Genomic DNA, 26,061 nt, shown 5'->3' with positions numbered 1-26,061 from the left:
TGTGCCATTCGTGAATAAAATGCGTGAGCGATTCATCGCAATTTTCAGGATATTGATGAATTTCGTTCATGAGTGGCCGGTCATGGAAAACCCCTCTGACCCCAAGGGCCAGAGGGGTTCCACGACACACAACAACAAACTGAACGATTAACTGACTGAATGAGAACGACTGGCGGGATTAGAAGTCGAACGTGGCCTGCACGTAGGCGAAGTCCGCATCATCCGCTGCGCCGGTGGCCTTGGCATAGTCGCCGCAGAAGAAGTGGCTGTACCCTGCCAGGAAGCTGAGGTTCTTGGTGGCCTTCCACGTGGCGGTGAAGTCCAGCTCCGTGCCCACGAAGTCGCTCGCGCTGCCCTTGATGGGGCGTACGGCCGTCACGCCATTGGCGCGGTACCAGGCATCATTGGTGTCTGCCAGGAAGAAGGCGTGGTAGTCGAGCTGCAGTTTAACCGTCTTGGTCGGCTGGACGGAGAAGCTGACCGCCGGGTTGTGAATGTTCTGCCAGGAGAAGGCATCCATGTAGCCGTAGAACTTGTGGTTCGTGGGGAACAGGTTCTGGAAGGTGTCCACATCGCCATCCTTGGCATTGCTGTCACCGGTGGCGAAGTTGTACTCGGCAAACAGGCGCGGTTTCCACGCACTCTTGGTCCAGACATAGCCAAATCCCCAGTGACCGGCAAAGGCGCTCAGGTCCTTGTCCTTCACCTCGCCGAACTGGGCGGCCATCTCCGTCTCGAAGTCCCAGCCACCGGTTTTAGTGACATCGGCCTTCACACGGGTACCCAGCGTGACGAAGTTGGTGTCTCCCACTGGGTACTCCTCATGCAGATGCAGCGCGTAGAAGTCTGTGGTGGAGCCCAGGGGGCAGAGCGCCGCGGTGCTCAGGTAAACGCCGCTGAAGATCTGGTTGCGACCGGTTTCGTTGCCGTCAAAGAGGTCGCTGTAGTTGAAGTCATCGCTGTCCGGCACCACCACGGTGGCGGCAAAGGCTTCGATGTTCCAGTCCTTGGTGCCGTAGTGGAACTTCACCGCATCGAAGGTGCGGCCGAGGTTGTTCCAGTCGAAGGAGCCAATCAGGCGCTCATCGCCGTAGCTGAGGATCTGGCGGCCGATGGTGACGTTGAGATCCTTCGGCCCGATCTTGATGTAGGCCTGGCGCAGGTCGATGGCGTCATCACCTTCCGCTCCCATCACGCCGGGTTCATTGGGCCGGTCGGAATCGAGTTCGAGGGAACTCTGCCCCTGCACGTAGAAGCTGAGATAGTCCGTGGGGGAGACCTTGATGCCGAGCCGGGCCCGCTGGAGGAGCCAGGAGTCATCGGTCAGGGAGTTGACGCCGTCGTTGAAGTCGAAGTTGTTCTCCCGGTACTCGAAGCGGAGCCGCTCCTGGAAGTCGAAGGTGACGATCTTGGGCTCCGGTGGCGGGATGACCACGGCCTTCGGGTTCTTGGCCGCTGGCTCACCAGCGAGGCTGAGGCCGGCGGAGGCGGCGGCGAGCAGCGGGATGACGAGTGCTTGTTTCATGTGGGTAGGTGTTGAGAGCACGAGTTGAGTTGAGTTGAGTCGGGTTGTTGCAGCAGTTTATTTGGCGCGGGAGTTTGAGGGGATCCCCGGGTGGCCTTGCGACGGCCGGGAAAAGGCATGGAAAGGGCGTGGGGTGAAGGAGTTCACCCTGGCGGTTATGGGAAACTAGTGGGGCGCGATCGGGCGCTATGCGGCAGAGGTCTGCAGCCTCATTCCGGCCGGGCTGATGTGCGGGTGGGAGGCCAGCTCCGCCGCCATGTCGGGCGAGGGCCGGAAGTTCGGGTCCTTGCTCGGGCGCAGATGAGAGCGCTCATTCAGGAAGGTGATGAGGTGCTCACGCAGCTCATAGTATTGCGGATCTTCCATGATGACCTTCCGCTCGCGCGGCCGGGCAAAGGGGATGCGCAGGATGTCGCCCACCTCGGCCTCGGGGCCGTCGGTCATCATGACCACGCGGTCACTCAGGAAGATGGCCTCATCCACATCATGCGTCACCATCAGGGTGGTGATGCGGAACTTGCGCCACAGCTCCAGCAGCACCTGTTGGAGCTCGAACCGCGTCAGCGCGTCCAGCATGCCGAAGGGCTCGTCCAGGAGCAGCATCTTCGGCTGGAGGGCGAAGGCGCGGGCGATGCCCACACGCTGCCGCATGCCCTGGGAGAGCTCGCCGGGATACTTGTGCATGGAGTCGGACAGGCCCACCACGCTCAGGTAGTACTCCGTGATCTGGCGGCGTTCCGCCTTGCTCGCGGTGAAGTACACCTGGTTCACGCCCAGCATCACGTTTTCAAACGCCGTCTGCCACGGGAGCAGGCAGGGTGCCTGGAAGACCACGCCGCGGTCCGGGCCGGGGTCGGTGGTCTCCCGGCCTGCCAGGATGATGCCGCCCTTGGTCACCTCGCTCAGGCCGGCCACCATGGAGAGCACGGTGGACTTGCCGCAGCCGGAGTGGCCGATGAGCGTGGCGAACTCGCCCTCTTCCAACTTGAGGTTGAAATCCTTGACGATGACGGCTTCTCCACCGCCCGGGGCTGGGTAGGACTTCCAGAGCCGGGAGATTTCCAGCAAGGTCTTCTTTTTGGGTGGGGGGACGGAAACAGTGCTCATGATGCGACTTCAAGTTCTTCGCGTTTTTCCTCGGACCGGCGGCGGGGGCCGCGGCGGGTCAGGTACTGGATGGAGTTCGGCGTGGAGATGTCCTCGGGGAGGATGTCGGGCAGGACGAGCTTCTTGCTCACGGTGGTGCGGCTCTTTTCCTTGGCGGCCAGCAGCAGGTTGATGAGCTGGTTGCGCAGGGCCTTGAACTGCGGGTCGTGGTTGATCGCAGAGCGGTCACGTGGACGGGCCAGCGGGATGTCGATGGCCTGGCCCAGGGTGGCCGGGGCAGTGGGCAGCAGGGGAATGACGCGGTCCGCCAGGAGAATGGCCTCGTCCGGGTCATTGGTGATCCACACCACCGTCTTGCGGGAGCTCTGCCAGATCTCGCTGATGTCATCCTGCAGGTTGGCCCGCGTCAGCGCGTCCAGGGCGCTCAGGGGCTCATCCAGCAGCAGCACCCGGGAGTCCATGGCCAGCGCGCGGGCTACGGAGACACGCTGGCGCATGCCGCCGGAGAGCTCACGGGGTAGTTTGCCCGCCGCCTTGGTCAGCTTCACCATGGCGATGTATTTGGCAATGTGGGCGGACTTCTGCTCCTGACTCCACGTGGGGAAGACGCTGTCCACCGCGAGGGCGATGTTTTCCGTTACCGTCAGCCAGGGGAGGAGGGAGTAGTTCTGGAAGACCAGGCCGCGGTCCGGCCCGGGACCGGTGATGGGCTTGCCATCCAGCAGCACCTCGCCGCTGTCGGGCTTGAGCAGCCCGGCCAGCATGTTGATGAAGGTGGTCTTGCCCGAGCCGGAGTAGCCCACGATGGCGACGAACTCGCCCTCCCGGACCTCCAGGCTGATGTCGCGCAGCACCTCCGTGCGGGCCCCTTTGGCCCCGTAGCCCTTGCTGACATTCTTGAGTGAGAGAATGGGTTGGGACATGACCTGGTAAATGAGGATGGGGGTTTAGGAAACTCGCATCAGGCCGTCTTCAGCTTCGACTCCGCGAGGCTCATGAGGCGGTCGAGGACATAACCGACGAGACCGATTACGTTGATGCAAAGGATGATGTGGGCGAAGCTGTTCGCGTTGTACTGCTGCCAGAGGAAGCCGCCCACGCCGGGCCGGCCGGTCAGCATCTCCACCGCCACGATCACCAGCCAGGCGATCCCCAGGCTGAGGCGGAAGCCGGTGAACATGTAGGGCAGGGTGGCGGGCACCAGCACCTTCCACAGCGTCTTGGTGCGGGAGAGTTTCAGCACCTTGGCCACGTTCAGGTAGTCCTGTGGCACGGCGCGCACGCCCACCGCCGTGTTCATCACCGTGGGCCACATGGCGCAGATGGCGATGGTGAAGAGGGCGGCCGCATCGGAGGCACCAAAGGTGGTGCGTCCGCCGGCATCCATGACCTTCACCCCGCTGAAGAGGATCATGCCCAGGGGCAGCCAGGCCAGCGGGGAGACCGGGCGCAGAATCTGGATGATGGGGTCAAACGCCATGGAGAACTTCTTGGACAGGCCCAGCAGGAATCCAATGGGGGTTCCAATCAGCAGCGCAAGGAAATAACCTTGCGCCACCAGTTTCAGAGACAGCCAGGTGAACCGCAGAATGCCCTGGTCCAGTTCGCCACGCTTGGCGAACGGGTCAGTGATGTACGCCTTGCTCGCCGTCCAGGTCTCCACCGGGGTGGGGAGATCGGCAGAGATGCCGCTGCGTTTCGTCACCTTCACCGTGTCGCCCCAGTCGTCGGTCTTGACGGTGGTGACGGATTTTCCGGCAATCACGTACCAGATCAGGCAGCAGCCCAGAATGGCCAGGGCTGGCAGCATGACGGACTCGAGCTTGAGTTTCTGGAACAGGGTCAGGTTCATCTGCGGTTCAGTGGGGTGGGGGGATTAGGCTTTCAGGCTCTTGATGGCAAAGCTGGCGGCATAGGCCTCCAGGTCGGCCTTGGGATCAAAGACGCTGCCGTCGAAGAAGCTCTCCGGTTTGTCATCGGCTCCGCCGTGGGTGTAGCCGATCTCCTTCATGGCTTCTTCGTAGATGTCGCCGCGCATCACCTGCTTGGTCACCGCTGCGTATTCCGGTGCGCCCGCGGTGAAGCCCCAGCGGCGGAGCTGGGTGAGCCACCAGAGGCCGTACTTGGCCTGCGGGTAGTTGCAGTTGCGGTCGCTGAAGGTCATGTAGTTCGGGTCGCGGAAGCGCCGGCCGTCGCCCATGTCGTACTTGCCCTGCAGACGGGGCAGGATGATTTCCGGCGGGCAGTTGATGTAGGTGGCCGCACTCACGATGCTGGCCTGCTCCTCGCGGTTCTCCATCTTGTCCAGCCACACGCTGGCCTCGTGCAGACCCTTGAGCACCGCTTTCACGGTCTTGGGATTTTTTTCCGCGAACTCCTGGGTGAAGGCGCACACCTTTTCCGGGTGGTCCTTCCAGATCGCCTGGGTGGTGATGGAGGTGAAGCCGATGTCGTCCACGATGCTGCGCGCGTTCCAGGGCTCGCCCACGCAGAAGCCGTCCATCTGGCCCACCTTCATGTTCGCCACCATCTGGGGCGGCGGGATGGTGATGAGGGAGATGTCCGCGCCAGCGCCGCTTGCATCACCGGGGTGGATGCCACCCGCGGCCAGGTAGTAGCGGATCCACATGGCGTGCGTGCCCGGCGGGAAGGTCATGGCAAAGGTCATCGGCTTGCCCGCCGCCTTGGCTTCATCCACAAAGGGCTTCAGCGCCTTGGGATCGGCTGCCACCTTGCCCTTCAGCTCTTTCTTGAGCGTGATAGCCTGGCCATTGCGGTTGAGCAGCCACGGGACAATCATAGGCTTCTTGGGCGCACCACCCAGACCCATGGTGGAAGCAATAGGCATGCCGAGCAGCATGTGGGTGCCGTGGAGGTCGCCGTTGGAGAGCGAGTCGCGGATCGCAGCCCAGCTCGCGCCCTTGCTCACTTTGGAGTTGATGCCGTACTTCTTGAAGAGCCCTTTTTCATGAGCAATGACGATGCTCGAGCAGTCCGTGAGGGCGATGATGCCCAGGTTCACATCTTTGACTTCCGGGGAGTCATCAGCAAACGCAGAGCCGACCCAGCCTGCGGGCAGGCCGGAAAACAACGCGCTGGCGCCCAGGGCCTTGGTGGTCTTCCGGATCATTTCGCGGCGGGTGAGGCCGGCTTCGGGGAGCATCTTCATGGAGAGGTGTTGGGAGGGTGGAGATAAAGGAGGGATGAGTCTGGCTAATGAAAAATGCAGGATGCGCTCTTGCGGCTGTTTTGAACTGCACGGCACGTGCCACCGCCGGGCCAAGAATGAAAAACCGCTCGACAACTTTCTAACGCCAAGTATGAATTTCATTCATAGATGGATTCTCCACTCCTCGATTCGCGTCAGCTTCGTGCCTTCACCGTCCTCGCCCGTGAGGGGAGCTTTACCCAGGCCGGGAGGTCCCTGCATTTGACGCAATCGGCCATCAGTCATGCCATCCGCGCCCTGGAGGAGGACCTGGGCTGCATGCTGTTTCACCGGCAGGGAAAGCGCGTTTTGCTCACCCACCACGGCCGCGAACTGCTGCGTCATGCGGAGGAAATTCAGCGCCAGATGGCCCTGGCCCGTGCCAGTCTGGGCGCGCTGGATCAGAATCCGCGTGGTCAGATCCGCATCGGGTCCACGCCCGCCGCCTCCCAGTTCATCCTGCCCACCGTGCTGCGGGAGTTTAAGGACTCCTTCCCCTTATATAGCATCTCCGTCGTGCCGGGGGAGACGCCCGACACCCTGCAACGTCTTGAAGAAGGCGTGCTCGATCTCGCCGTCTGCCTGCGTCCGCGCGATGTCGCCCGCGTGGACTGCCGCCCGTTGTTTGAAGATGAACTCATCTTCCTCGCCAGCCCCCTCCACCCCTGGGCCCAGCAGCATCCCAAGACCAAGGACCTCGCGGGCGAGACCTACATCATCTCCAGCCGGAACAGCTCCACGTTCGAGATGATCGGTGAGTATTTCCTGAAACTCGGCGTCCGCCCCAAGTCCTTCATCGAACTCGGCAACACCGAGGCCATCAAGGAACTCGTCAAACTCGGCTTAGGCGTCGCCATGGTCGCCGCCTGGACCGCCCCCGCGGAGATCAAGTCTGGGGAGCTCGTTTCATTGCCGTTGGTGCGCTCAAGGATTAAGAGACAATGGGTGGTCGCCCACATGAAGCAGAAGCCCGTGTCGCTCGCGGAGCAGACGTTTATGACGCTGTGCGAGCAGGTCGGGGAGCAATTGGCAAGGTGAGGAGGGATGCTTCCATCTAAGCGACCTCCTTGGCTGGAGTGTCTCCCACTTCCAGAGTCCAGTTGCTACACCGCGGACCTCTTCAGCCACGCACGTCCCTTGTCGGAGATTTCCCAGACTCCGGTGGGGCTGTCTGACTTCATCCGACCGTCGTCCACCATCTTCTGCCGTGCCCAGCGGGTGGTGTTTTCCCAACGGGGCTCTCGCGCACGGCTGGTGGTCTTCTCGTAGTCCTTGGGCTTAAGGGTGCCTTTCATGGCCTGTCCCACCTTCGTAATGACATCCCTGGTCTTGCCGCTGCCGCCCATTTCCACCAGCACACGGAGGACCGGGGCGCAATAGTCGTCCTGAGAGGTGATGTCGCCCTTCTTGCTCCGGCCAAAGAAGCGTTTGCTAACGATTTCCTGAACGGCTGGCGTGGCCTTATCGCGCAGGTCTTCAAGCTCGGCCCATTCGATCTCCAATCCTGCGACCTTATTCTGAAAGGCCAGCAGTCGCCTGGCAAAATCGATCACTGCTGTGGCGGTATCGTAGTCGCCTCCCTCCATTGCCTTAGAACCCTCTTTGCGAATGCGAGCCTCTTCTTCTCCAAGAGCATCCTGGAGAAGCTGGAGAGCTGCGGGTACGTCGTCTGGAGTGGGGGGAGTTGCGATCTTCATGTTGCCGAATTGGCAGAGGTTACGCTAAGGTATTGGGTTTCTGGTACCGGGTGTGAGACGCTAGCCCGAGCAGGGTTTCGATCTGGCCGGCGGCGCGCATGACTTGGTACAGATCGAGGCTATCCACGGTCGTGTTCGCTTCAACGAAATGGGTCAGGTAGGCTTGGGACTTCGATTCTACCCCATTCCGTCCGCAGACGAGGTAGGCGACGGATTCGGCCTCAAGTTCTTCTTTCGCATGGTCTGGGCGCGGACGCTCTGGAATGTTGAGTTTCCTATCGGGACCAAGATGACCAAGGAAAAGGTGAGCCAGTTCGTGCGCGATGGTGACGAACTGCACTGGAGCATTATGGTTACGGTTTAATTGCATCGAGTAGAGGCCACCCTCTTTCGTTGTTGGAGCTTTCTCCACCCGTATCGATCCGGCGTTCCCATCGCCACCGTCAAAGAAGGTACAGTCAATGTTCCTGCGGTTCATCTTCTCAATGACGCCGGATAATTGCTTCGCTGTGATTGCACCTCGTGCAAAAAAGGTGTCCACGTCAATTGGTAGGTCTTTGCCCTCCGTGTCTTGGACATCATAGACGAGTGCAACCGGGCCGAACGGCCAGAGGATCAACAAAGGACGCGCGTTTTCTTTCGGGCTCCGGCCGAAGCGTTCTTTCCAGTCGTAAGCGGAGGCAGCGTAGCGAAGGCCTGGCTTCTGCACGTGAAGCAGCATTGCGTTGAAGGGCGCGAAGTTTCTCAGGCGCTTGGTGAACTCTAGCAGTTCGAAGTAGTCCGTGCTCGTTTTGTAGAGTTTTGAATCTTCGAGGAGCTGATCTAGCAGAGAGCGAGCGACATCTTCATCGACCATGGTAAGACTGGCGTCCTGCGGCTTCATGATGCTAGTCGAATTTCCAATTGTGCGATAAGATCGAGCGCGTCTTGCACCTCCTTTTTGTAGAGTGGTGGAGATCCGGAGTGGGCGGCGGGATTCAAAACCCTCTCGGTGCAAGCGAGGATGTCGTCGATTAGCTTCACCGTTTTCAGTCGCTCAACGTGTTCTGTAGAGATGAGGCTGCGTAAGCGGTTACGATTGGTCTTCAGCCTCCCTTTCGTTTGAGGGTCTAATGCCGTGTTTCCATCAAGATCAGAATCATCTGAAGCGATAAGGAGATTGCGATGGGCGTTTGGAGTATTGCGTACAACCTTTTCGTAGAGTTCCACCGGCAGCTCTGATTGGATCTTGTTACGTGCAGCTCGGAGAGCCTCCGTCAGACCAACGAAGTCTTTGGTGGGGAGCACTTCATTGTGATCGATGAAACGCTTGGCAGTATCCTCGGCAACCTTGCGGAGGCAGAGCGCGGCTTCGTCCAGATTGTAGCCGTTGAGATACTCCTCCGCTTTCTGAAGGTCGGTTTTGACCGTGCGACCGCTGATCGCAGTGGCAGGCGTGCCTTCCAGACTCACACAACTCCAATTCGGGTGATCGGGACCGAGTTTGCGCCGGAACTCGCGGAAGAAGCCGAGTTCGTGAGTGAGGATGAGCTTTTGGTAGTTCTCGAAGGTATCGGAGAGGAGGATTTCGACGACCTTCATCCGGTTGCTCATATCGAGGCTGACGAGGAGGTCGTCGAGGACGAGGAGCTTGAGGTCGGACTCGTGAAGATTGACCAGAGAAGCGGCGAAACGGACGGAAAGCGCGAGCTGCGTCATCTTGGCTTCATTCAGAAAACTCTGCGGACGATCAATGGTCCTGCCGTCGATTTTGACGCCAAACCCGATTGCAGGAGGCGTAAACCGAAACTCCGCCTGATTGTCGCCCGAGGAGGAGGGTGGCGTCGTGAGGCCGAGCTTTAAAGTGATCTTCCTCGGTTGGTCGTCCTTGGCGAAATGCGTGTCGTAGAAGGACTGAGCCTCAGAGCTTATGGCATCAATGATTCCGGGAAGGATGGCCGCGAACCTCTTAGTGGCTGAGTGGAAGTCGGCATAGGCATACGTCCCAGCGCGGCCTTTGTTTGCATAAGGATTAGGTTGGCCTGACCGAATCGCGTTCCACATCTGAACCGGCGTTTGCCTACCTCCGGCGGTCGTGACACAGAAAGGGAGAATCTCTTTCTCAAATAACGGCCAGACGTTGAACGTCTGCGAGTTTCGGAAATCGGAGAAACCGAAGAAGAAGCGGTAGGTGATGAAGTCGCTGGCGAGGTCGCCTTTGAGGATCGCGGGTTGTTGGCGGGTGCCGTGGACGGTCTGGCTGATGCGATACGTCGTGTCGTTCTTCGTCGCGATGTCGCGCAGGGTCAGGGCGATTTCACCTGGCTTGGTGGCCGGGTCTTTCTCGTGAATGTTGAGCAGGTTTTGCGGGTCGGCGGGATCGAAGTATTTGGCGACGCCGGGAGTCGGCTTGTTGGCACTCTGAAGGAAGGTGTAGAGCGCCCAGTAGAGGGAGGATTTGCCGGAGCCGTTGCTGCCGTAAACGAGCAGGTGACGGCCTTCGAGCTCGAGAGTGAACGGCTCGCGGAAGGCTTTAAAGTTGCGGATTTCGAGGCGGTGGAGGCGGGACTTCATACCGCGCCCTCCTCTTTGATGACGGCGAGGAGGTCGGGGCTGTCGGCGGAGATGCGGAGGAGGCGGTTGCGGATTTTCGACGTGGGGGCGTTCAGCGTGCGGTGGAGCTGGGCGATGAACTCGCTCTGTTGCGATTCGGAGGCGCTAGGGTCGTAGGCGGAGAGATGGGGAGCCAGGTCGTCGAGAAACAGCAGGTCGCGCTCGGCCATGTGCTCGCGGAAGTAGCACTCCATTACGCAGGCATCGATAAGGTCTTCGAGAAACTGTGCGGCGATCAACTCGTCGGTGCGTTTGGCGAACTGGATCAACGGAACGAGCTTTTCGAACAACGCAGATTGCTGGTCTGTAGGTTTTTTCACCGGGATTTTCTCCATGAAGATGGCGAATAGCCGGTAGGCGTTTCCCGAGTATTCAGGGAAGTTGTCTCGAAAGCAGCACCGGAAGACCGATGAGTTTAGCATCGCGGTGACGTAGGGGAGCTGCGATGCGTCCCCATTCATCATCCAAAGCGTGTTGTTGAAGAAGAAGTGTTCGCGGTCATCGAAGTAGAACGGGAGGCTCTGCGCGATATCCTGATAAATGATCTTCGGCTGCGAGAACTCACGCAGGTAGGCACAATTTCGAAGGTTCGACCAATGGTTGCCCTTGTCTTGGCGCGTCTTTAGCTCTGTCTCCCATTGGATCAGGTGCTTCCAGATTGCGGGAAAATTCCTGCGGACATCAACCGGCGGAACTCCAGCACTTCGGAGTCCATTGTGTGTGTTGATCATCCATGTCCCGTCCCAGTTAGACTGAAATCGGGCCAGATCGCGCCCCCGCAGCAGGGGCACGATCAAGTCCGCGCACTTTGGATCTTCAGCCACCATCGCGTCGCGCTGATCCTGCGTGATGTAAAAGGCATCGTTGAAGCCGGTCTTGATGCCGTAATTGATTTGAATGGCCCACTTCTCCAACGGCACGCCCTGGGCTTCGACCAGTTCCTTGATGCGCTGGCGTTCCTTGGAGATGACGACCCATGGCGAATCGTTCAGGTGATCTTGCAGAACGCGGTTTTGTTCAAAATAGCTCGCTGGGTCGGCCATGGCTGCACGGTCATCGACAGCGTAGCATGAGAGCGTTTTTCGCGCGTAGGGTTGATTCTCAAGCTGCACAATGCAGGTATAGGTAGTGGCTGCCCCGAAGTTTTGCGCCATGCCGAAGTCGAGCACCGAGACAGTGTCCACTTCAGATGAGAGGAAGCCGCGCAACTGATCGCCATAACCTGCTCGCATCCATTTGTTAGATGTGATGTAGGCAAGGTGCCCGCCCGGTTTGAGGAGTTGCGCGCCGCGTTCGTAAAAGAGGCAATAAATGTCAGCAGTGGCGGCGTAGGTCTTGAATCCTTGAGATTGCCATATGGCTTTCTGTGCGGCGGGAAACTTCTGAATCTGGATATAAGGCGGATTTCCAAAGACGATGTCGAAGCCTTTTCCCAATGAGCGCCCGAACATCCAATGAGTATCGAAGAAGTCTGCTGCGATCTGAGGATTAAATCGGTTCCACTTTGCAATGTGCCGGGCTTTGACTGCAACGTCTGAACCCGGCTTGGCGCCAAGACTGGTCGCAATCGCTTCAGCGAGCTCTGACTGCAGGCGATTGATGTCATCCTGTAGCTTGAGCTTCTGTTTACGATTTTGAGCACCGAAGTGGGAATGCACGGCGAATTCGATCTTGGCTTCAATAGGATCAATCAGAGTTCGCACAAAGAGGTCTGGCGCGGGAATCGGAAGCCCTATGAGCGTGTCGGCGGCGACGAACTTGGTTTCGAGGTTGGGCAGCGGGCGGATGCCGTGGTTTTCCTTTTTGCTGCGGTTGGTGCGCTGGTCGCAGACGAGGGAGATGAAGAAACGGAGCTTCGAGATTTGGATGGCGATGGGCTGGATGTCCACGCCGTAGAGGCAGTTCTCGATGAGGTAGAGCTTGCGGCCGTAGTCGTCCTCATTGTCGGCGAAGTCGCGTTCGATGGCGGTGATGGCGGCGTCGCGGGCGGAGGGATCGGGAATCTTCGCGGCGGTGTCGATCTGGAGTTGCTTCCAGCGGGCGTTGTCGGGGTCGAGCTTGTGGATGATGTAAACGAGTTTTTGCAGCATCCCCATCGGGAAGGCACCGGAGCCGCAGGCGGGGTCGAGAATCTTGCAGGTGTGGATGGCGTCGAGCAGGGCGGCAACTTCGTGCTCGCGGAATGGATGCTCGCGCTCGGTGTATGCGAAGAGGATGTCGAGGCCAGCCTGCGCGTCCGTCTCCCTCATGCCGTTCTGCGTTAGAGCGCCGGTGAGGTGGGCCTTGAGCGATTCGTCCACCATGTATTCAACGATGGGACGCGGGGTGTAGAAGGAGCCGGTCTGCTTGCGGGCGGTGGTTTTGGTTTCTTCGTTGTAGGAGGCGAGGAGGTTCTCGAAGACCTTGCCGAGCAGCTCGGGATCGAGGGCGATTTCCTGATCAATGGGCGTGTTCTCGACGATGGTGAACTTGTAACGGTTCAGGATGGAGATGAGTCCGGTGACCTTCTCGGCCTTGCGTTTCTTGTCGCCATAGACTTCGGCGAGGTCGGCAGTCTCGCCGCTGTCGAAGAAGAGGCGGTCGGGGACATGGGGGCGCATCTTGGGATTGCGCGAGAAGCCATCGAGGTAGCGTTTTTTGCCGGTGCCCTCTTCTGATTGATCGAGACACTCGAAAAGCCCGCCATTGAGGAAGGGGATGTCGGCGAAAAGGGCGAGGGCTTCGTCCTGCGGGACGGCGAAGTGCTTTTCGTAGCGGTAGAGATTGTTGACATCGTAGGTGGTCTTGTTCTTCAGGAAGCCCTCGTCGGTGGCGAAGACGCGGTATGGGTTGCCCTTGGAATCCTTGCCCATGCGCTGATTGAGCGTGGCGAAGAAGAGGTTCTGCAGGATGGCCTGGTAATAGACGGAGCTGGTCTCGCTCTCGGGGTCGAAGCCTTTGAGGAGCTTGGTGAGGTCGGTGGGATGGAAGAGTTTTTCCGGGATGAGGCCCTTTTCCTTGAGGAACCAGCAGAAAATGAGGCGGGTGAGCAGCCGGATGAGGCCAGTGGCGCGGCGTTTCTCGTCGTCCTTCTCGATGTCGGCGGGGAACTCTACCTGCGGGAGCGCCCAGAAATACCAGTTGGCCAGTTCTCGGTAGAACCGTTTGTTTAGCAGTTCGACGTTGAAGATTTCCTCCCACGCGGCGTGGAGGGTGTCGAAGTCCTGGATGGGGAGTTTCTTCGGGTGGACGAGATTCTGGAGTGCGAAGGAGGCAAGGATGTCGAGATGGCCGCGGTGGGGGCTAGACAGGGAGATGTTGCGGATGAGGGTGACCTTTTCGAGGACGTCCTTGCTGGCTTGGAGTTTGTTTTGCCGCCGGTTGATGACGGCGATGGAGAGGATGGGGCTGCCGGTTGCGTCGCCATGGCGGATCAGCACCATGACGGGCATGGGGAAAACGCGGTTGATCTGACGGGCGATGCCGGTGAGCTTGCCACGGGCGTAGTTTTTGCCCGTCAGCTCGATGGAGAAGAAGAGGTAGGACTGGAGTAGGCCGGGCTTGAGATCGGTTTCCTTGAACAGGCTGGAAGTGGCCGCAAGGTCTTCGCTGGTGAGCTGGAAAAGAATGTCGGCGGATTTCCACTCAGCGAAGAGAGCCTTGGCTTGATCGAACTTCGCATCGCTTTTCTGCGTTTCGACGAGTTCGAGAAAGGCTAGCGGTGAAGAATCTGCCAATTCGTGGGTGCGATCGCTTTCGTATCCGAGCACACTTAGAAGGTGTATTGCGGAATCACGGAGCAGTCCAAATTCAAGCCCCTGAAGAGCGTTCGCTAGTAGCGGCCGGATATCAGTGACAATAGGCATGGAAAATCATTTCAAAGGATTCGAGATAACGAGCCAGGTGATGAGTTCCATGTCATCGGTGGATGATGGCGTCTCGCTGGCTTTGGGCAGTAGGCCGTCGCGTCCCGAAAAGAGGGAGGCGGTCGCACGCTTGGTGAAGCTGCGCTTGATGGAGGCGACAGCCGATTCGAGAAGTTTGGAGGCTTGGCTCATGTCCTCGCCATTTTGGGTCCGAGTATCGAATGCGTCGCAGAGGTCGGTGAATGCACTCGGATAACCGGCTGCCAATACTCGGAAGAGCTCCAAACACTGCTTCGGCTGCATGAAGGTAAGGCGTACATTGCCATCGTCCAACACATAGACCAGATAGTGAGGAGCCAGTGGGTTCACTTCGGTAGAGCGCTTGTCATCTCGCTGGCGCAGGCAGAAAAGGATACCTGGCTGGGAAGCGGGTAATTGCGGATCCGGAGGAACGATGGCGTAGAGACCGAGTTCCGCAGATTCAAGCTGCTCGCGATTGTTTTCCAGGAACTTGAGCAGATCCAGTCGAAAGTCCGTGAGCGAAAAGTCAGCGAGCGAGATCATCTCGTCTTCCAGTTCCTCAAGATCGAGGATTTCGTTCTGGAGGCGTTTGAGCTGCTGGTTGCGGTAGTGCAGATCAGTTTTTATCAAATCTTCGATCTGGTCTGAGGCGAGCAGATTGTCCTCACCAGAGGCGGTGAGATCGACAAGCGCCATCCGGTCCTCGACGCGGTTCTTCACATTGAGGTAGGCGTCAAGATCCTTGGTAGGCCAGAAATTGACCAGCGAGACTGTCTTGTTCTTCGATCCGATCCGGTCGATGCGGCCAAAGCGCTGGATGATGCGGACCGGATTCCAGTGGATGTCGTAGTTGATCAGAAGATCGGCATCCTGGAGGTTTTGGCCTTCCGAGATGCAGTCGGTGGCAATGAGTAGGTCGATTTCCTCGTCTTGAGGAAGCTGACGCTGCTTGTCACGCTTCTTCGAAATCGGCGAGAAGTTGGTCAGTATTTGCTCGAAATCATTGCCGCCGAGCGAGGTCTTGTACTTCCCCCCACCGCAGATGAGCGCGCTGTGAACGCCGAGCGTATCACGGCAATAAGGGGCGAGGTGTTCGTACAGGTAGCGGGCCGTATCGGCAAAGGCCGTGAAAATGATGACCTTTCGCACCGGCTTACCGTCCTTGTTTTTGCCCGGTCTCTTCACTTTTTCAGTGATGATCTCTCTCACGCGCGTGAGCTTGGCATCGCGCACGACAGTCACGGGGTTGGCGTGATCCAGCAAGTTCTGCAGTTGGTCCCTATCCAGACGAACGGCGAGCAACCAATCTGGGAGGTTGAGGTGGCTGAGGTTGATCTTGTGTTTGCCGCCGATCTCAAGATCTTCGGGGTCGAGGTCCAGATCGTCGAAGTCATCTTCGGAGAGATTGGCAAAGTCGAGCTGGGGATTGGCGCTCCGAGCTTCCTGGAAAGCCTGGAGCTTCATTTCAAGACGGTCGATTTTCTCAATCGTGCGCGCGAGAGTAAGGCGGAAGGAGTCGATCGAACTTTCCAGCCGTTTGAGGAAGTTGATCTTCATCATGGCGATGAGGATCCGCTCGCGGCCGGCCTGGTTGAAGTTGCCGATTTTTTGCTCGTAGTGGGCGCGAACTTGAGGGGGAAGATCCTTTTTCAGCTTGGTGCTGGGATGGTAGAGGCTCAACGTCAACTCTCCGATCCGCCGGTCGAGTTCCTCGAAAGAGAGAAACTCCTGATTCAAATCAATGTGAGGATATTCTGCGAGGGGGGCATTGCGCTTCGGAAATCCGCCAAGCTTCTCCATTTCCTGAGAGTAGTAGCGTTTGATCTGCGCTCGCGAGCGCGCGATCGTCAAACCGTCGAGGAGATGGAAGAAGTCGCTGCCCAGCTCATGAATGAGGTCGCGTGACTTTCGTTGCTCGGCTGGCTTTTTGGTCCAGAGTGTGAACTTGGCCTGGGCTTTACGGGTTGTTTCTTTGACGCTCGGAATGCCGAGCTTCTCTTTGAAGGCACCATCGTGAGTCGGGTCTGCTGAGCGAGCTACGTCGCCACCCGCAATGAAGGAAATCTGATTTCGCAGGTCTGAGATACCGTTGTTGACCGGGGTGGCGGAAAGCAGGAGTACCTTGGTCTTCTGCCCGGACTGAATCACGTCCTCCAGGAGCCTCTCATATCGGGTGCGCCGCGACGTTCCGTCGTCATTTGGTTTCCCAACAGCGTTGTTGCGGAAGTTGTGCGACTCGTCAATTACCACGAGCCCGTAGTTGTCCCAGTGGAAATTAGCGAGATCGTGATCGCCCGTCATTCCTGAGGTGCGGGATAAATCTGTGTGGGAAAGCACGTCGAAGGCAAAGCGGTCGTCGAGCAGCGGATTCAGGCGGCTGTTGGAACGAAACACGGTCCAGTTTTGCCTGAGTTTCTTTGGACAGAGAACGAGGACCTTTTCATTCCTTAGCTCGAAGTATTTGATCACGGCCAGGGCCTCGAAAGTTTTTCCTAGCCCGACGCTGTCTGCCAAAATGCAGCCGTTGTAGTCGCGGATTTTGTTGATTGCACCCTTAACCCCGTCCTTTTGGAACGAGTAAAGCATCTTCCAGACGTTTGCCTCAAGGAGACTGCTGGTTCTGAGGTTGTCATCTGTTTCCTTCGCACCCTCGAGCTCTCCCCTGAAGAGATGGTAGAGTGTGAGGAAGTAAATGAACTGGGGCGAGTTGGGAGCGGAGAGCCGATTGAGGTAGGTCAAAACTTCCTGCTTAACGTCCTTGGTTAGCCGCTCGTCGGTCCAAACCTCATCGAACCAAGCTTTGAGGTCTCTCCGATCTCGGTCAGAGTCGACAATCAGGTTTAGCTCAATGTTACTGTTCGGGCCCAGCCCAAGGCCTGGAACCGTGAAGTTGGAGCTGCCAAGAATTGCGCTGGAGGCGTTACCGTTTTGGATGTGGTACGCCTTCCCGTGAAGGAAGTTCGATTGGCGGATCGAGCGAATCTGGACCATGCGATCAATCCATGCGGCACAAGCTCTTGCTGCTGCCCCCTGCACCAGTGTTTTGGCTATGGTCAGGCCGTTTTCGGTTAGCTTGAAATTCGCTGACTGCTTGCCTCCTTTGTCGATGCCTGAAATGAATGTTGGCTCGCCGAAGAGAAATCGCAGGTGGTCGGCATTCTCAAGCTGTTCAGCGAGAGCTTGATATGCATGAACCGTAAAGTAGGCGGAAACGAACGAAAGTATGCTGTCGGGCAGTATTTCTTGCTTCAGGAAGTCACCAACGGTCCCCCTGGTGGGGCGATTGTCTCGTAGTGAGGCAAGGGCTGGAGAGGGCGATTCAGTCATTTCCAGAAAGTTTTGCAGAGGAAGAGCAAGCGTACGGTGGAACTATGGCGACACTGGACGCAGGGCAAGCACTTCTGATCGATGAACGGTAATTTGCTCACCTTGAGGGCTAAGGATTGCGTAGGCCATTGAAAATGTCCAGCCTGCAAACTGATAGTTCGTCGTGTAAATCCATTGCGATCTTTAGCGACTTCGCATTGTGGCACCTATGGCTACCAAGGCTTGGCCCATTTTTAAGGGGAGCACCAAGCAATGGTTTCTAGCGACTGCGGAGGCTAAAGCGAGTAGCCGAATGGGAAAATGCGCGCGTGTCCGAAAGCTTCCAGTGGAATGCTTTCTTCCTTGTGGTCAATACGCAATCAGCGGATCGCGCTCTCGATCCCGCAAGGTCCCGGAAGTCACCCCCAACTGCGACTGCGCTTTCAGATCCCGCCAGAGGGTTTCGCCGTCGCGGCGGTGGGACATGAGGTCCTGATAGAGGGCGAGGGTCTGGGACGCTTCGGGGCCGGATTCCTCGAGGAACTCGACTCGGAAGGTGCGGAGGCCGGCTCCGTAAAGCATCTCATAGAACCGGGCCCCGGTCTGGGGCACGGCGTTGAAGAGGGTGTTGCGGCAGCCGACGTCGGCCTTGAGGGGGTGCTCCATGCCGGTGCGGTCGCGCAGCTTGACCTTGTGGCGCTCGCAGGGGCGGCCGCAGTCCAGGAAGGTGCTGCCGGTGGACATGAAGGAGGCAAAGACGCAGTGCTCCATGTGAAACATGGGCATGTGCTGGTGGAGCGTGAGCTCGAACCAGGTGGGCGGGCAGCCATAGAGGAGGTCCAGCACCTGCTCGATGTTCAGGTCATAACTGACGGTGAGCTGCTCCAGGCCGGTGGTCTTCAAGAACTCGGCCGTGAGGGGATTGGCCACGTTGAGCGAGAAATCGCCCGTGGTGCGCAGGCCCGTGCCAGCAAAGAAGCCGATGGCCCCGAGGTTCCGGATCAAGACGCCATCGGGATGGGCCCGGGCGATGAGCTTGAAGAACCCTTCCTCCCGCGGCTTCTGAATGCGCGGGGTGGCGAGGAAGATCTCGGTCCCGGTTTCGGTCTGGGGCTTGGCCTCTGTCCCCGATGCTGAAGCGGCAGCCGCAGCGCGGGCGCTGTTATGGGCGCGAACGTGCTGGACGGCCTCCGGATAGAGGCGCACGTCCTCAAAGTCCACATAGAGCCGGGCCACGCCCGCGGCGAGGGCGGCATCAATCTGTTCCATGCTGCGACACAAGACATAGAGACGGGCCTCGACCGTGGGGGCGAGATCCAGGCGGGCCTCCTCCAACGGGGCGAGCATGGCGCGCGCCGAGGGCTTGAGCCCTTCGGGCGAGGGAGCCTCGAACACCGGGGCGGAGGGCAGGAGATCCAGCGCAGCCACGAGGGCGCGGCGCAGGCGGTTGAGCTCACTCACAGGCACGATGACCGCGCCCTCAAGCTGGGAATCCAGCCCGGCGAGTTCATACGGCGTGCCGCCGAGTCGGCCGAACTGCTCGGCCAAGGTCTCGCGAGAAAGGGGCTTCTTCTGGGCCACTTCCAGCGGCATGGCGGAGCTGGCCTGCGCGAGCACTGGCCCTTCCAGACTGGCATTGACGCCTCCGTTCAAGTCTCGAACTTCCACCGCGAGCGGTTGTCCGGCCTGACCGGTGACGGTGAAGTGCAGCGCGCGACGTTTGCGAATGGGTAGGTCGCCCTTGAACGTGGCCTGAAGCTCCCGTTCCAGGGCGGGATCGGCGGTCTTGTAAACGCGGGTGCCGGGCTGATGGAGGTGAAATCGATCTTGCCACGCTGGAAGGCGATGCGGCTGCCTTCGACCTGGAAGAGATAGCCGCCTTGCTCGCGGTCGGTATCGGACGGGTTCTCAAACACCACGCCGTCGCCAGGCTTCAAGGGGATCTGGAAGGGCGTGAGTTCGATGGTATCACGATCGACGGTACGGACCTCGCCCACGAGCGGGCCGCGCTTCTTGGCAAAGCGGGCACCGACGAGCTGCTGGTGGTTCACCCCGTGCATCCAGCCGCTGAAGAGCCCGCGGCTGAAGGTCATCTCGAGGGAATAACGGTCCTCCTCGTTCATGAGCTGCGGAGGCAGGGGCTGGTCGTTCTCCAGCGCCTCCAGGGCGGTGTCGATGGCCTTGCGATAGACTCGCGTCACGGCGGCGACGTACTCTGGCGACTTGAGGCGGCCTTCGATCTTGAAGCTGTGAATGCCCGCCGCGATCAGGCTGGGGATCTCCTCCACGGCAGCGAGGTCCTGCGGGGAGAGGAGATAACGCTTGTCGCCCAGGTCGCGCAGTTCGCCATCGACGACCAGCTCATACGGCATGCGACAGGCCTGGGCGCACTCGCCCCGGTTGGCGCTGCGGCGGCCGAGGGATTCGCTGGTGAGGCACTGACCGGAGTAAGCGACACAGAGAGCCCCGTGCACAAAGACTTCCAGCGGCAGCTCGGCGTCTTTCTTAAACGCCTCCAGGTCGCGCAGGGAGAGCTCGCGCGAAAGCACGGCGAGATCCAGCCCGAGGTTCCGGGCAAAACGCAGGCCCTCAGGCGAGGTGATGGTCATCTGCGTGGAGGCATGCAGATGCAGCCTGGGAGCGAGCGCCTTCACCATGCGGGCCAGGCCCAGGTCCTGAACAATGACCGCGTCCACACCCGCCGACTCCAGGAGGCGGAGTTGTTTCTCGGCATCCTCCAGCTCCCCGGTGAAGATGAGCGTGTTGAACGCGCAATACCCCCGCACCCCGTGCTTGTGCAGGAACGCCATGAGCTCCGGCAGGTCTTCCTCCGTAAAATTGTCTGCGCGCAGCCGGGCATTGAACCGGGGCAGGCCGAAGAAAATGGCGTCCGCGCCATTGGCGACGGCCGCACGGGCGCATTCCCAGTTGCCGGCTGGGGAGAGGAGTTCGGGAGGGGCAGGGCGGGGAGCAGGGGATGGAGGCAGAGAGGACAAGCCGGGAAGATACGGCCTAGGTTGAGACGCCGCAAGCGGCTGGTTGAGAGCCCGCAAGCGGGCGTTTAGGCGGCGGAGCTTGGTTTAGGAGAAAGACGAACCACTGATTCACACTAACGGGGAGAGGGAAAAGGGGTTAGGGAAGAGGGATAAGGGGGAACCGCTGACTCAGAGAGGGAAGAGGGTTAAGGGGCAAGGGATAAGAAAGTGAACCGCTGACGGACGCTGACTTGACGCTAAACGGGGGCAAAACACTTTTTGGTGAGCAAAATTACGGATTCTGACGAACTGACGCACCGCCTACTGACGCACTGGGATACGAAGGGGTAGAGGTGCAAATGGCTCAGGGTGAATGACCGTCAGAGAACGCTCAAATACCCCTGACCACAGCCGGGACGGCTGTGTCACTTTCTGATGACTGCCCACTGCCCACTGGCATGAGTACGTCCTGATTCACCCACTCACTGACCAACGCCCTAAAGGCCTCAGCAGCGGGATTACTCCCGCCCGCTCCCTTGTTCCAGACCATGACGAGGTCGACGGAGACGATGGGGTGGAGGGGTTTGAAGATGAGGTCGGGGTTGCGGGTGAGGGTGTCGACGCTTTCGGGGACGACGCCGATGCCGGCGCCGGCTTCGACGTAGGTGACGACGGTGCCGACGATGCTGGGGGTGAGGGTGAGCTTGGGGGAGAACCCGGCGCGGTGGCAGCCGATCATGATGCGGTCGTACAGGCCGACGCCTTCGCGGCGGGCGAGGACGATGAGGGGGAGGCCTTCCAGCATCTTCCAGGTGACCTTGGCCTCGCTGGCGAGGGGGTGGCTGCGGGGGACGACGACGGAGAGGGACTCGCGACGCAGGAGGAGGGTCTGGAGGGGGATGCGGTCGCTGGCGGCGACGGGGCGGGTGAGGCCGACGTCGATGCGGTCCTTGGAGACCATTTCCCAGACGCGCTCAGGGGTGCGTTCCTCAAGAATGACGGTCACGCGGGGATGACGGCGGCGGTACTCCTTGAGGAGTCGTGAGAGAAAGGGCTGGGTGGGCGGTCCGATGAAGCCGAGGCGGAGCTCGCCCTCCTGGCCTTTCACAGTGCGGTGGACCTTGCGGATGGCTTCCTCGCACAGGCCCAGCAGGATGCCCGCCTCATGCAGGAGCACCGCCCCGGCGGGGGTGAGTTTCACGCTGCGCTTCGTGCGCTGGAGAAGCTCCGCGCCGAGGTCATCCTCCAACTCCTTGACCGTGCGGCTCAGGGCTGGCTGGGCGATGTGGAGCTTCTCCGCGGCTTTCGAGAAGCTGAGTTCCTCGGCCACGGCCTGGAAATAGCGCAGATGCCGGAGTTCCATGGGTGGGGGAGTTTAAGAACGATTGGGCATAAGAGAAACCAAAAATTAGGAATTAGGAATTAGGAATTAGGAATGCGGAGACGCGGTCCTCTTGGGGCGGGATTTTGCGTCAGCAAGCTCTTGCGACCGCTATTTGCGGTGGGTAGCAGCGAGGCCCGGGGAACTTCTGAAGTTTGAAGTTTGGACTTTGAAGTTTCCCCGGAACAGGTCCGCTTCAACTTTGTCGTTCAAGCTGAGGCGCCGGTACCTTCAACGCATAAACACGCTCCAGCAGCCCCGTGAGTCCCCAGAAGGCGGCGATGAGGGTGAGGGCGCTGAGGTTTTCCTGCCAGGTGGGTGGGAAGATGAGGAGGAAGCCTTGGTCCTTTACCAGGGCGGCGAAGCTGGAGACGCAAAACGGCATGAGAAAGAGGCGGAAGATCTGCCAGCGGTCTAGCCGGGTGGTGCCGGCGGAGGAGGTGCGGGTGCTCAGCAGAAGGGCCAGGCCGATGATGCCGCTGAGCCCGAGGGAGGTGAGCCAGAGGCGTGGCCGGGGCTCAAAATGGTGCCCGACGGTGTGGATCCACCACAGGAGGTAGCTCCAAAGGACCTTCCGGGCGCGATTGAGACGGGAAAAGTAGCGCAACATGATCGGAACGGTTGCTGCTGGGAAGATGTCTGAGGTTGTCGTTCGTATTCTTACCCGATATGTTTAATCCCATGAAAATCCTTCGCTTCGCGCTTCTGGGCGCGGCCGCTCTGCTGGTGGGTGTTCTGCCTTTGCATGCACAAAATGGAGGTGTGGGGGACGACTTTGATCCGGCCGCGCTGCAGCAGCTGGCGGAGCGAGGCAATGCCGATGCGCAGTTTGAGCTGGGCATCCGCTATCTCGGAGGAGAAGGCATGCCAAAGGATGAGAAAAAAGCGGCCGAATGGCTGACCCGGGCGGCGGAGAAGGAGAAGCTGGAGGCGATGAACGCCCTGGGCACGATGAATGAAGAGGGGGTGGGCTTCCCGAAGGATGAGAAGAAGGCCTTCGAGTGGTATGAAAAGGCCGCCAAGTACGGTCTGGCCCTGGCGCAGCAGAATCTCTCCCAGTGCTACGAACTGGGCAAAGGCGTGGAGAAGAACCAGGCCGAGGCCAACAAGTGGCTGAAGCGGGCGGCGGATCAGGACTTTGCCCCCTCCCAGGCGATGTATGCCTTCAAGCTGGAGCGTGGTCTGGGGATCGACAAGAACACCCGCGAAGCCGCAGAGTGGTACCTGAAGGCCGCACAGAACGGCCTGATCCGCGCGATGACGCACCTGGCCTACCTTTACTACACGGGCACGGGCGTGCCGTTGGACTATCGTCGGGCTGAGGCCTGGTATCGTCGGGCCGCGCGCTCGGATGATCCCTGGGCTCGCAACGACCTCGCGTGGTTCCTGGCCGTGTGCCCGGACGACAGCTTCCATGATGGCGAATCCGCCGTTGAGTTCGCGCGGAACGCGGTCGAGAAGCTCAGCGGCAAGCAGTATGAGATGATCGACACCCTGGCGGCGGCTCTGGCGCGCAGCGGGAAGTTCGGCGAAGCCGTGCAGACCCAGATGAAGGCCATCGTCATGCTGGATGGCGACAAGGACGGCGACGTCAAGCCCGAGGACAAAGCGAAGCTGGAACAGGAACTCAGCGAGCGTCTCAAGACCTACAAAAAGCAGTCAGCCTTCACCGAGAAAGATCCCACGCCGGAGTCTGGTGCCAAGCCTCTGGTGGAAGACCGGATTTTGCAGGAGGAAGCCGTACCGCGCCGTCGTGCGAAGCCCGCGCCGAAGAAGGATCAGGACAGCGGGGACAAGCCGGTGGTGATCAGCTAAAGCTGGATCAAAAAATTAGGAATGATGAATTAGGAATTAGGAATGAACTGCGCCTGAGCTGCACCCTGCTGAGAGGGTTTAGCCATTGGGTTCTCCATTCATCATTCCTAATTCAGAATTCCTAATTTTTAGTGCCTCACCCCACCGCGAAAACTCGCCGCTGATGGCAGGCCCAGGTTTCTTGTCGCACGTTTTCAGCGGGGGCTGGCAGGCGGCCGCCGCGGGCCCAGGGGGAGAAGGCGGGGAGGATCCAGTGGTGGTGGTGCACCGATAGAGTACGACGGGACCGGGGGCGCTGCTGGATGAGGGCGGGCAGCTTCATGGAGGTGCCTGCACCGTCGTTGAGCGTGACGGCGGGGTGCCAGTGGCCGGTGATTTGGACGGTGGCGCCTGCGGTGGCTTCGGGGCAGTCCAGCACCTCCTGCGGGTTGTGGCCGTGGTGAAAGAGGTAGCCGCCGTCTTCCCGGTGCCAGCGTTGGAAGGTCCAGCGCTTGAGCAGGGCGGGGCGCTCGTGATTGCCCTCCAGGCAGATGAGGGTGGGCACCTGGGGCTGAAGGGCGGCCAGCAGGGTGAGGGTCTCTTCCGCCGAGCCGCTGCTGTCCATGACGTCGCCCGCGAGGATGAGCTTCTCCGGTTGATAGTGCCGGATCAGGGCCTGGAGGCGGGCGCGGATGTCGCCCATGCCCCACTGGGGGAAGAGGCCACCGGCCCGGCGCATGGTGAGCTCATAGCCGTAGTGGAGATCGGCCACGGCCAGCCAGCGACTGCCCGGATGCCACAGTGCGCCGCGGCTGTCCAGCCACACGTCATTCTCCGGGCACACCTTTGCAGTAGCAAATACCAGAGTCTCGGCTAGAGGTGCGTTTCCGCTCACTGCCGCATAATTGACGACACTTCCCATGCAAGGACAAGAACATTCCGAATCCGAACTGCTGCAAATCCGCCGCGACAAGCTCAACACCATGGTCGCGCGTGGCATTGACCCCTTCGGCGGACGCTTTGACACGACTCACCAGCCGGGCGCGCTGCGCCGTGATTTCCAGCCGGATCTGGAAGTGAAGGTGGCCGGTCGCGTGACCGCCCGCCGTACCATGGGCAAGGCGGTGTTCTTTGACCTGTCCGACATCACGGGCCGCATTCAGTGCTACGTGAACAAGAAAGAGATCGGCGACGAAGCCTTCGAACTCCTGACCGAGCTCGTGGACATCGGCGACTGGCTCGGCGTTTCCGGCAAGACCTTCGTGACGAAGACGGGTGAGCCCTCCGTGCACACCGAGACCCTCCAGGTGATGAGCAAGGCCCTGCGTCCGCTGCCGGACAAGTGGCACGGCGTGACGGATCGCGAGATCAAGTATCGCCAGCGTTATCTGGACCTCATCAGCAACGAGCGCAGCCGCGACACCTTCGTGCAGCGCAGCCTCATGGTGGCGGAGATCCGCCGCTTCCTGCAGGATCGCGGATTCCTGGAAGTGGAGACGCCGATGATGCAGGACGTTCCCGGTGGCGCGGCCGCCACGCCGTTCGAGACCTTCTTCAAGGCGCTGAACATGGCGATGTACCTCCGCATCGCGCCGGAGCTCTTCCTCAAGCGTCTCCTGGTGGGTGGGTTCACGAAGATCTTCGAACTCAACCGCAACTTCCGCAACGAGGGCCTGAGCCGCCGTCACAACCCCGAGTTTACCATGCTGGAGGCCTACTGGGCCTTTTCCGACTTCGAGCAGATGGCGGACCTCGTGGAGAGTATGGTCTGCCACCTCGCGGAGAAGTTCTGCGGTGGCCTGCTCATCGAGCACAAGGATGACGAAGGCAACGTGACCCGCACCATCAACCTCCAGCGCCCCTGGCGTCGCGCTCCCTACAAGGAGCTGATCAAGGGCGTGGCGGGAGAGGGCTGGTTCGAGCTGTCACTCGAGGACAAGAAGGCGAAGTGCGCCGAGCTGGGCGTGGAAGTGAGCGCCGGCATGGTGGACTACGAAGTGAGCCAGCAGGTGTTTGAAAAGCTCATCGAAGAGAAGAGCTTCGACCCGCTCTTCGTCACCCATGTGCCTGCCGAGTTGGTGCCCCTGGCCAAGCAGAACAAGGCCGACGGCAGCGTGGTGGATGTGTACGAACTGGTCATCAACGGCCAGGAAATCTCCCCCGGCTACAGCGAGCTCAACGATCCCATCGTGCAGCGCGAGCGTCTGGAACACCAGGCGGGCGAGGAAACTCAAAAAGTGGACGAAGAGTTCCTCCTTGCTCTCGAATACGGCATGCCCTCCGCCGGCGGCATCGGCATTGGGATTGATCGCTTGGTCATGATGCTCACGGGCGCGGAGAGCATCCGTGATGTGGTGCTGTTCCCGCAGTTGAAGAAGCGGTAGGTCAGTAGCCAGTGCGTCGGTACGTCAGTTCGTCAGTGGTCAAGGTGTTGGCCGCTGTTGGGTGAATGGATGCATTGTTTGCCTGCGATGGTGATAGATTTGCCATCGCGGGCGAGAGTAAAAGGAGGGAGGGACATTCTTGTCCCGGTCCCGTGGCACGTCCCATGAGGGGAACTCAGCTTGTGCGTGTCATTGCAGGGCGGCGTCATGGGACGATTGGGGCGAA

Annotated in this window: 18 protein-coding genes and 1 pseudogene; 3 read left to right on the top strand and 16 right to left on the bottom strand. The window is 59.8% G+C overall.

Annotated features, from left to right (window positions below; all coding sequences use genetic code 11):
• Positions 1–178 precede the first annotated feature (178 nt).
• From BV106_RS30715 to BV106_RS30695, 5 genes are all read right to left on the bottom strand, one after another.
• Positions 179–1,525 carry an alginate export family protein gene (locus BV106_RS30715; protein WP_038171301.1) on the bottom strand — a complete coding sequence of 449 codons (1,347 nt, stop codon included), beginning with the start codon at positions 1,523–1,525 and terminating at the stop codon, positions 179–181.
• A 186-nt stretch (positions 1,526–1,711) separates the two neighbouring features.
• Positions 1,712–2,632: an ABC transporter ATP-binding protein gene (locus BV106_RS30710; protein ID WP_051946576.1), complete on the bottom strand. Its 921-nt coding sequence runs from the start codon at positions 2,630–2,632 to the stop codon at positions 1,712–1,714.
• Positions 2,629–3,555, bottom strand: a complete 927-nt coding sequence (locus BV106_RS30705; protein ID WP_038171299.1) for an ABC transporter ATP-binding protein — start codon at positions 3,553–3,555, stop codon at positions 2,629–2,631. The genes BV106_RS30710 and BV106_RS30705 overlap by 4 nt, the downstream gene beginning before the upstream one ends.
• 38 nt (positions 3,556–3,593) lie before the next feature.
• A complete protein-coding gene (gene ntrB, locus BV106_RS30700) occupies positions 3,594–4,484 on the bottom strand; it encodes a nitrate ABC transporter permease (RefSeq protein WP_038171296.1) in 891 nt (296 codons plus the stop codon).
• 24 nt (positions 4,485–4,508) lie between these two features.
• Positions 4,509–5,801 carry a CmpA/NrtA family ABC transporter substrate-binding protein gene (locus tag BV106_RS30695; protein WP_038171295.1) on the bottom strand — a complete coding sequence of 431 codons (1,293 nt, stop codon included), beginning with the start codon at positions 5,799–5,801 and terminating at the stop codon, positions 4,509–4,511.
• A gap of 168 nt (positions 5,802–5,969) precedes the next feature.
• Here BV106_RS30695 and BV106_RS30690 point away from each other — a divergent pair, with 168 nt between their 5' ends.
• Positions 5,970–6,878 carry a LysR family transcriptional regulator gene (locus BV106_RS30690; RefSeq protein ID WP_038171292.1) on the top strand — a complete coding sequence of 303 codons (909 nt, stop codon included), beginning with the start codon at positions 5,970–5,972 and terminating at the stop codon, positions 6,876–6,878.
• Positions 6,879–6,943: 65 nt separating this feature from the next.
• On the opposite strand, the gene BV106_RS30685 is transcribed toward BV106_RS30690, so the two are convergent.
• From BV106_RS30685 to BV106_RS30650, 10 genes and pseudogenes are all read right to left on the bottom strand, one after another.
• Positions 6,944–7,537, bottom strand: coding sequence for a winged helix-turn-helix domain-containing protein (locus BV106_RS30685; RefSeq protein ID WP_038171289.1), 594 nt, complete (start codon positions 7,535–7,537; stop codon positions 6,944–6,946).
• Between the two features lie 19 nt (positions 7,538–7,556).
• Positions 7,557–8,420 (bottom strand): ImmA/IrrE family metallo-endopeptidase, encoded by an 864-nt coding sequence (locus BV106_RS30680; RefSeq protein ID WP_038171287.1) that lies wholly within the window; start codon positions 8,418–8,420, stop codon positions 7,557–7,559.
• Positions 8,417–10,090 carry an ATP-binding protein gene (locus BV106_RS30675; RefSeq protein WP_038171285.1) on the bottom strand — a complete coding sequence of 558 codons (1,674 nt, stop codon included), beginning with the start codon at positions 10,088–10,090 and terminating at the stop codon, positions 8,417–8,419. Before BV106_RS30675 ends, BV106_RS30680 begins: the two co-directional genes overlap by 4 nt.
• Entirely contained in the window at positions 10,087–13,878 is a 3,792-nt protein-coding gene (locus BV106_RS30670; protein WP_265596244.1) for an Eco57I restriction-modification methylase domain-containing protein, read from the bottom strand. The genes BV106_RS30675 and BV106_RS30670 overlap by 4 nt, the downstream gene beginning before the upstream one ends.
• A 102-nt stretch (positions 13,879–13,980) precedes the next feature.
• Positions 13,981–17,322: a helicase-related protein gene (locus tag BV106_RS30665; RefSeq protein ID WP_038171283.1), complete on the bottom strand. Its 3,342-nt coding sequence runs from the start codon at positions 17,320–17,322 to the stop codon at positions 13,981–13,983.
• Between the two features lie 348 nt (positions 17,323–17,670).
• Positions 17,671–18,648: a U32 family peptidase gene (locus tag BV106_RS39010; RefSeq protein WP_343123385.1), complete on the bottom strand. Its 978-nt coding sequence runs from the start codon at positions 18,646–18,648 to the stop codon at positions 17,671–17,673.
• A gap of 126 nt (positions 18,649–18,774) precedes the next feature.
• A pseudogene (locus tag BV106_RS39005) lies at positions 18,775–19,035 on the bottom strand (DUF3656 domain-containing protein); the annotation flags it as partial.
• Positions 18,951–20,111: a U32 family peptidase gene (locus tag BV106_RS39000; protein WP_265596246.1), complete on the bottom strand. Its 1,161-nt coding sequence runs from the start codon at positions 20,109–20,111 to the stop codon at positions 18,951–18,953. The pseudogene BV106_RS39005 and the gene BV106_RS39000, both read right to left, overlap by 85 nt.
• A 556-nt stretch (positions 20,112–20,667) precedes the next feature.
• Entirely contained in the window at positions 20,668–21,639 is a 972-nt protein-coding gene (locus BV106_RS30655; protein WP_051946574.1) for a LysR substrate-binding domain-containing protein, read from the bottom strand.
• A gap of 214 nt (positions 21,640–21,853) precedes the next feature.
• Complete coding sequence (locus BV106_RS30650; protein ID WP_038171279.1) at positions 21,854–22,267, bottom strand: hypothetical protein; 414 nt, start codon at positions 22,265–22,267, stop codon at positions 21,854–21,856.
• Between the two features lie 71 nt (positions 22,268–22,338).
• Here BV106_RS30650 and BV106_RS36505 point away from each other — a divergent pair, with 71 nt between their 5' ends.
• Positions 22,339–23,472, top strand: coding sequence for a tetratricopeptide repeat protein (locus tag BV106_RS36505; protein ID WP_265596243.1), 1,134 nt, complete (start codon positions 22,339–22,341; stop codon positions 23,470–23,472).
• Positions 23,473–23,608: 136 nt separating this feature from the next.
• Here the strand turns inward: BV106_RS36505 and BV106_RS38995 are convergent, their stop codons facing one another.
• Positions 23,609–24,373, bottom strand: coding sequence for a metallophosphoesterase (locus tag BV106_RS38995; protein WP_038171276.1), 765 nt, complete (start codon positions 24,371–24,373; stop codon positions 23,609–23,611).
• Between BV106_RS38995 and lysS the strand changes: the two genes are divergently transcribed.
• A complete protein-coding gene (gene lysS / locus BV106_RS30635; RefSeq protein WP_038171275.1) occupies positions 24,372–25,835 on the top strand; it encodes a lysine--tRNA ligase in 1,464 nt (487 codons plus the stop codon). The two genes, BV106_RS38995 and lysS, sit on opposite strands and share 2 nt — an antisense overlap.
• Positions 25,836–26,061 lie beyond the last annotated feature (226 nt).

The organism is Verrucomicrobium sp. BvORR106, assembly GCF_000739655.1.
Taxonomy (GTDB): domain Bacteria; phylum Verrucomicrobiota; class Verrucomicrobiia; order Verrucomicrobiales; family Verrucomicrobiaceae; genus Verrucomicrobium.
Note: the sequence above shows the minus strand (reverse complement) of the source record. Positions and strands in the feature narration are given on the sequence as shown.

Bases quoted from the DNA above. Each gene is read 5' to 3' on its own strand.
- BV106_RS30715 (WP_038171301.1), bottom strand. From the start codon at position 1,525: ATGAAACAAGCACTCGTCATCCCGCTGCTCGCCGCCGCCTCCGCCGGC.
- BV106_RS30710 (WP_051946576.1), bottom strand. From the start codon at position 2,632: ATGAGCACTGTTTCCGTCCCCCCACCCAAAAAGAAGACCTTGCTGGAA.
- BV106_RS30705 (WP_038171299.1), bottom strand. From the start codon at position 3,555: ATGTCCCAACCCATTCTCTCACTCAAGAATGTCAGCAAGGGCTACGGG.
- ntrB (WP_038171296.1), bottom strand. From the start codon at position 4,484: ATGAACCTGACCCTGTTCCAGAAACTCAAGCTCGAGTCCGTCATGCTG.
- BV106_RS30695 (WP_038171295.1), bottom strand. From the start codon at position 5,801: ATGAAGATGCTCCCCGAAGCCGGCCTCACCCGCCGCGAAATGATCCGG.
- BV106_RS30690 (WP_038171292.1), top strand. From the start codon at position 5,970: ATGGATTCTCCACTCCTCGATTCGCGTCAGCTTCGTGCCTTCACCGTC.
- BV106_RS30685 (WP_038171289.1), bottom strand. From the start codon at position 7,537: ATGAAGATCGCAACTCCCCCCACTCCAGACGACGTACCCGCAGCTCTC.
- BV106_RS30680 (WP_038171287.1), bottom strand. From the start codon at position 8,420: ATGAAGCCGCAGGACGCCAGTCTTACCATGGTCGATGAAGATGTCGCT.
- BV106_RS30675 (WP_038171285.1), bottom strand. From the start codon at position 10,090: ATGAAGTCCCGCCTCCACCGCCTCGAAATCCGCAACTTTAAAGCCTTC.
- BV106_RS30665 (WP_038171283.1), bottom strand. From the start codon at position 17,322: ATGACTGAATCGCCCTCTCCAGCCCTTGCCTCACTACGAGACAATCGC.
- BV106_RS39010 (WP_343123385.1), bottom strand. From the start codon at position 18,648: ATGCTCGCCCCGTTGGAGGAGGCCCGCCTGGATCTCGCCCCCACGGTC.
- BV106_RS39000 (WP_265596246.1), bottom strand. From the start codon at position 20,111: ATGGCGTTCCTGCACAAGCACGGGGTGCGGGGGTATTGCGCGTTCAAC.
- BV106_RS30655 (WP_051946574.1), bottom strand. From the start codon at position 21,639: ATGGAACTCCGGCATCTGCGCTATTTCCAGGCCGTGGCCGAGGAACTC.
- BV106_RS30650 (WP_038171279.1), bottom strand. From the start codon at position 22,267: ATGTTGCGCTACTTTTCCCGTCTCAATCGCGCCCGGAAGGTCCTTTGG.
- BV106_RS36505 (WP_265596243.1), top strand. From the start codon at position 22,339: ATGAAAATCCTTCGCTTCGCGCTTCTGGGCGCGGCCGCTCTGCTGGTG.
- lysS (WP_038171275.1), top strand. From the start codon at position 24,372: ATGCAAGGACAAGAACATTCCGAATCCGAACTGCTGCAAATCCGCCGC.
- BV106_RS38995 (WP_038171276.1), bottom strand. From the start codon at position 24,373: ATGGGAAGTGTCGTCAATTATGCGGCAGTGAGCGGAAACGCACCTCTA.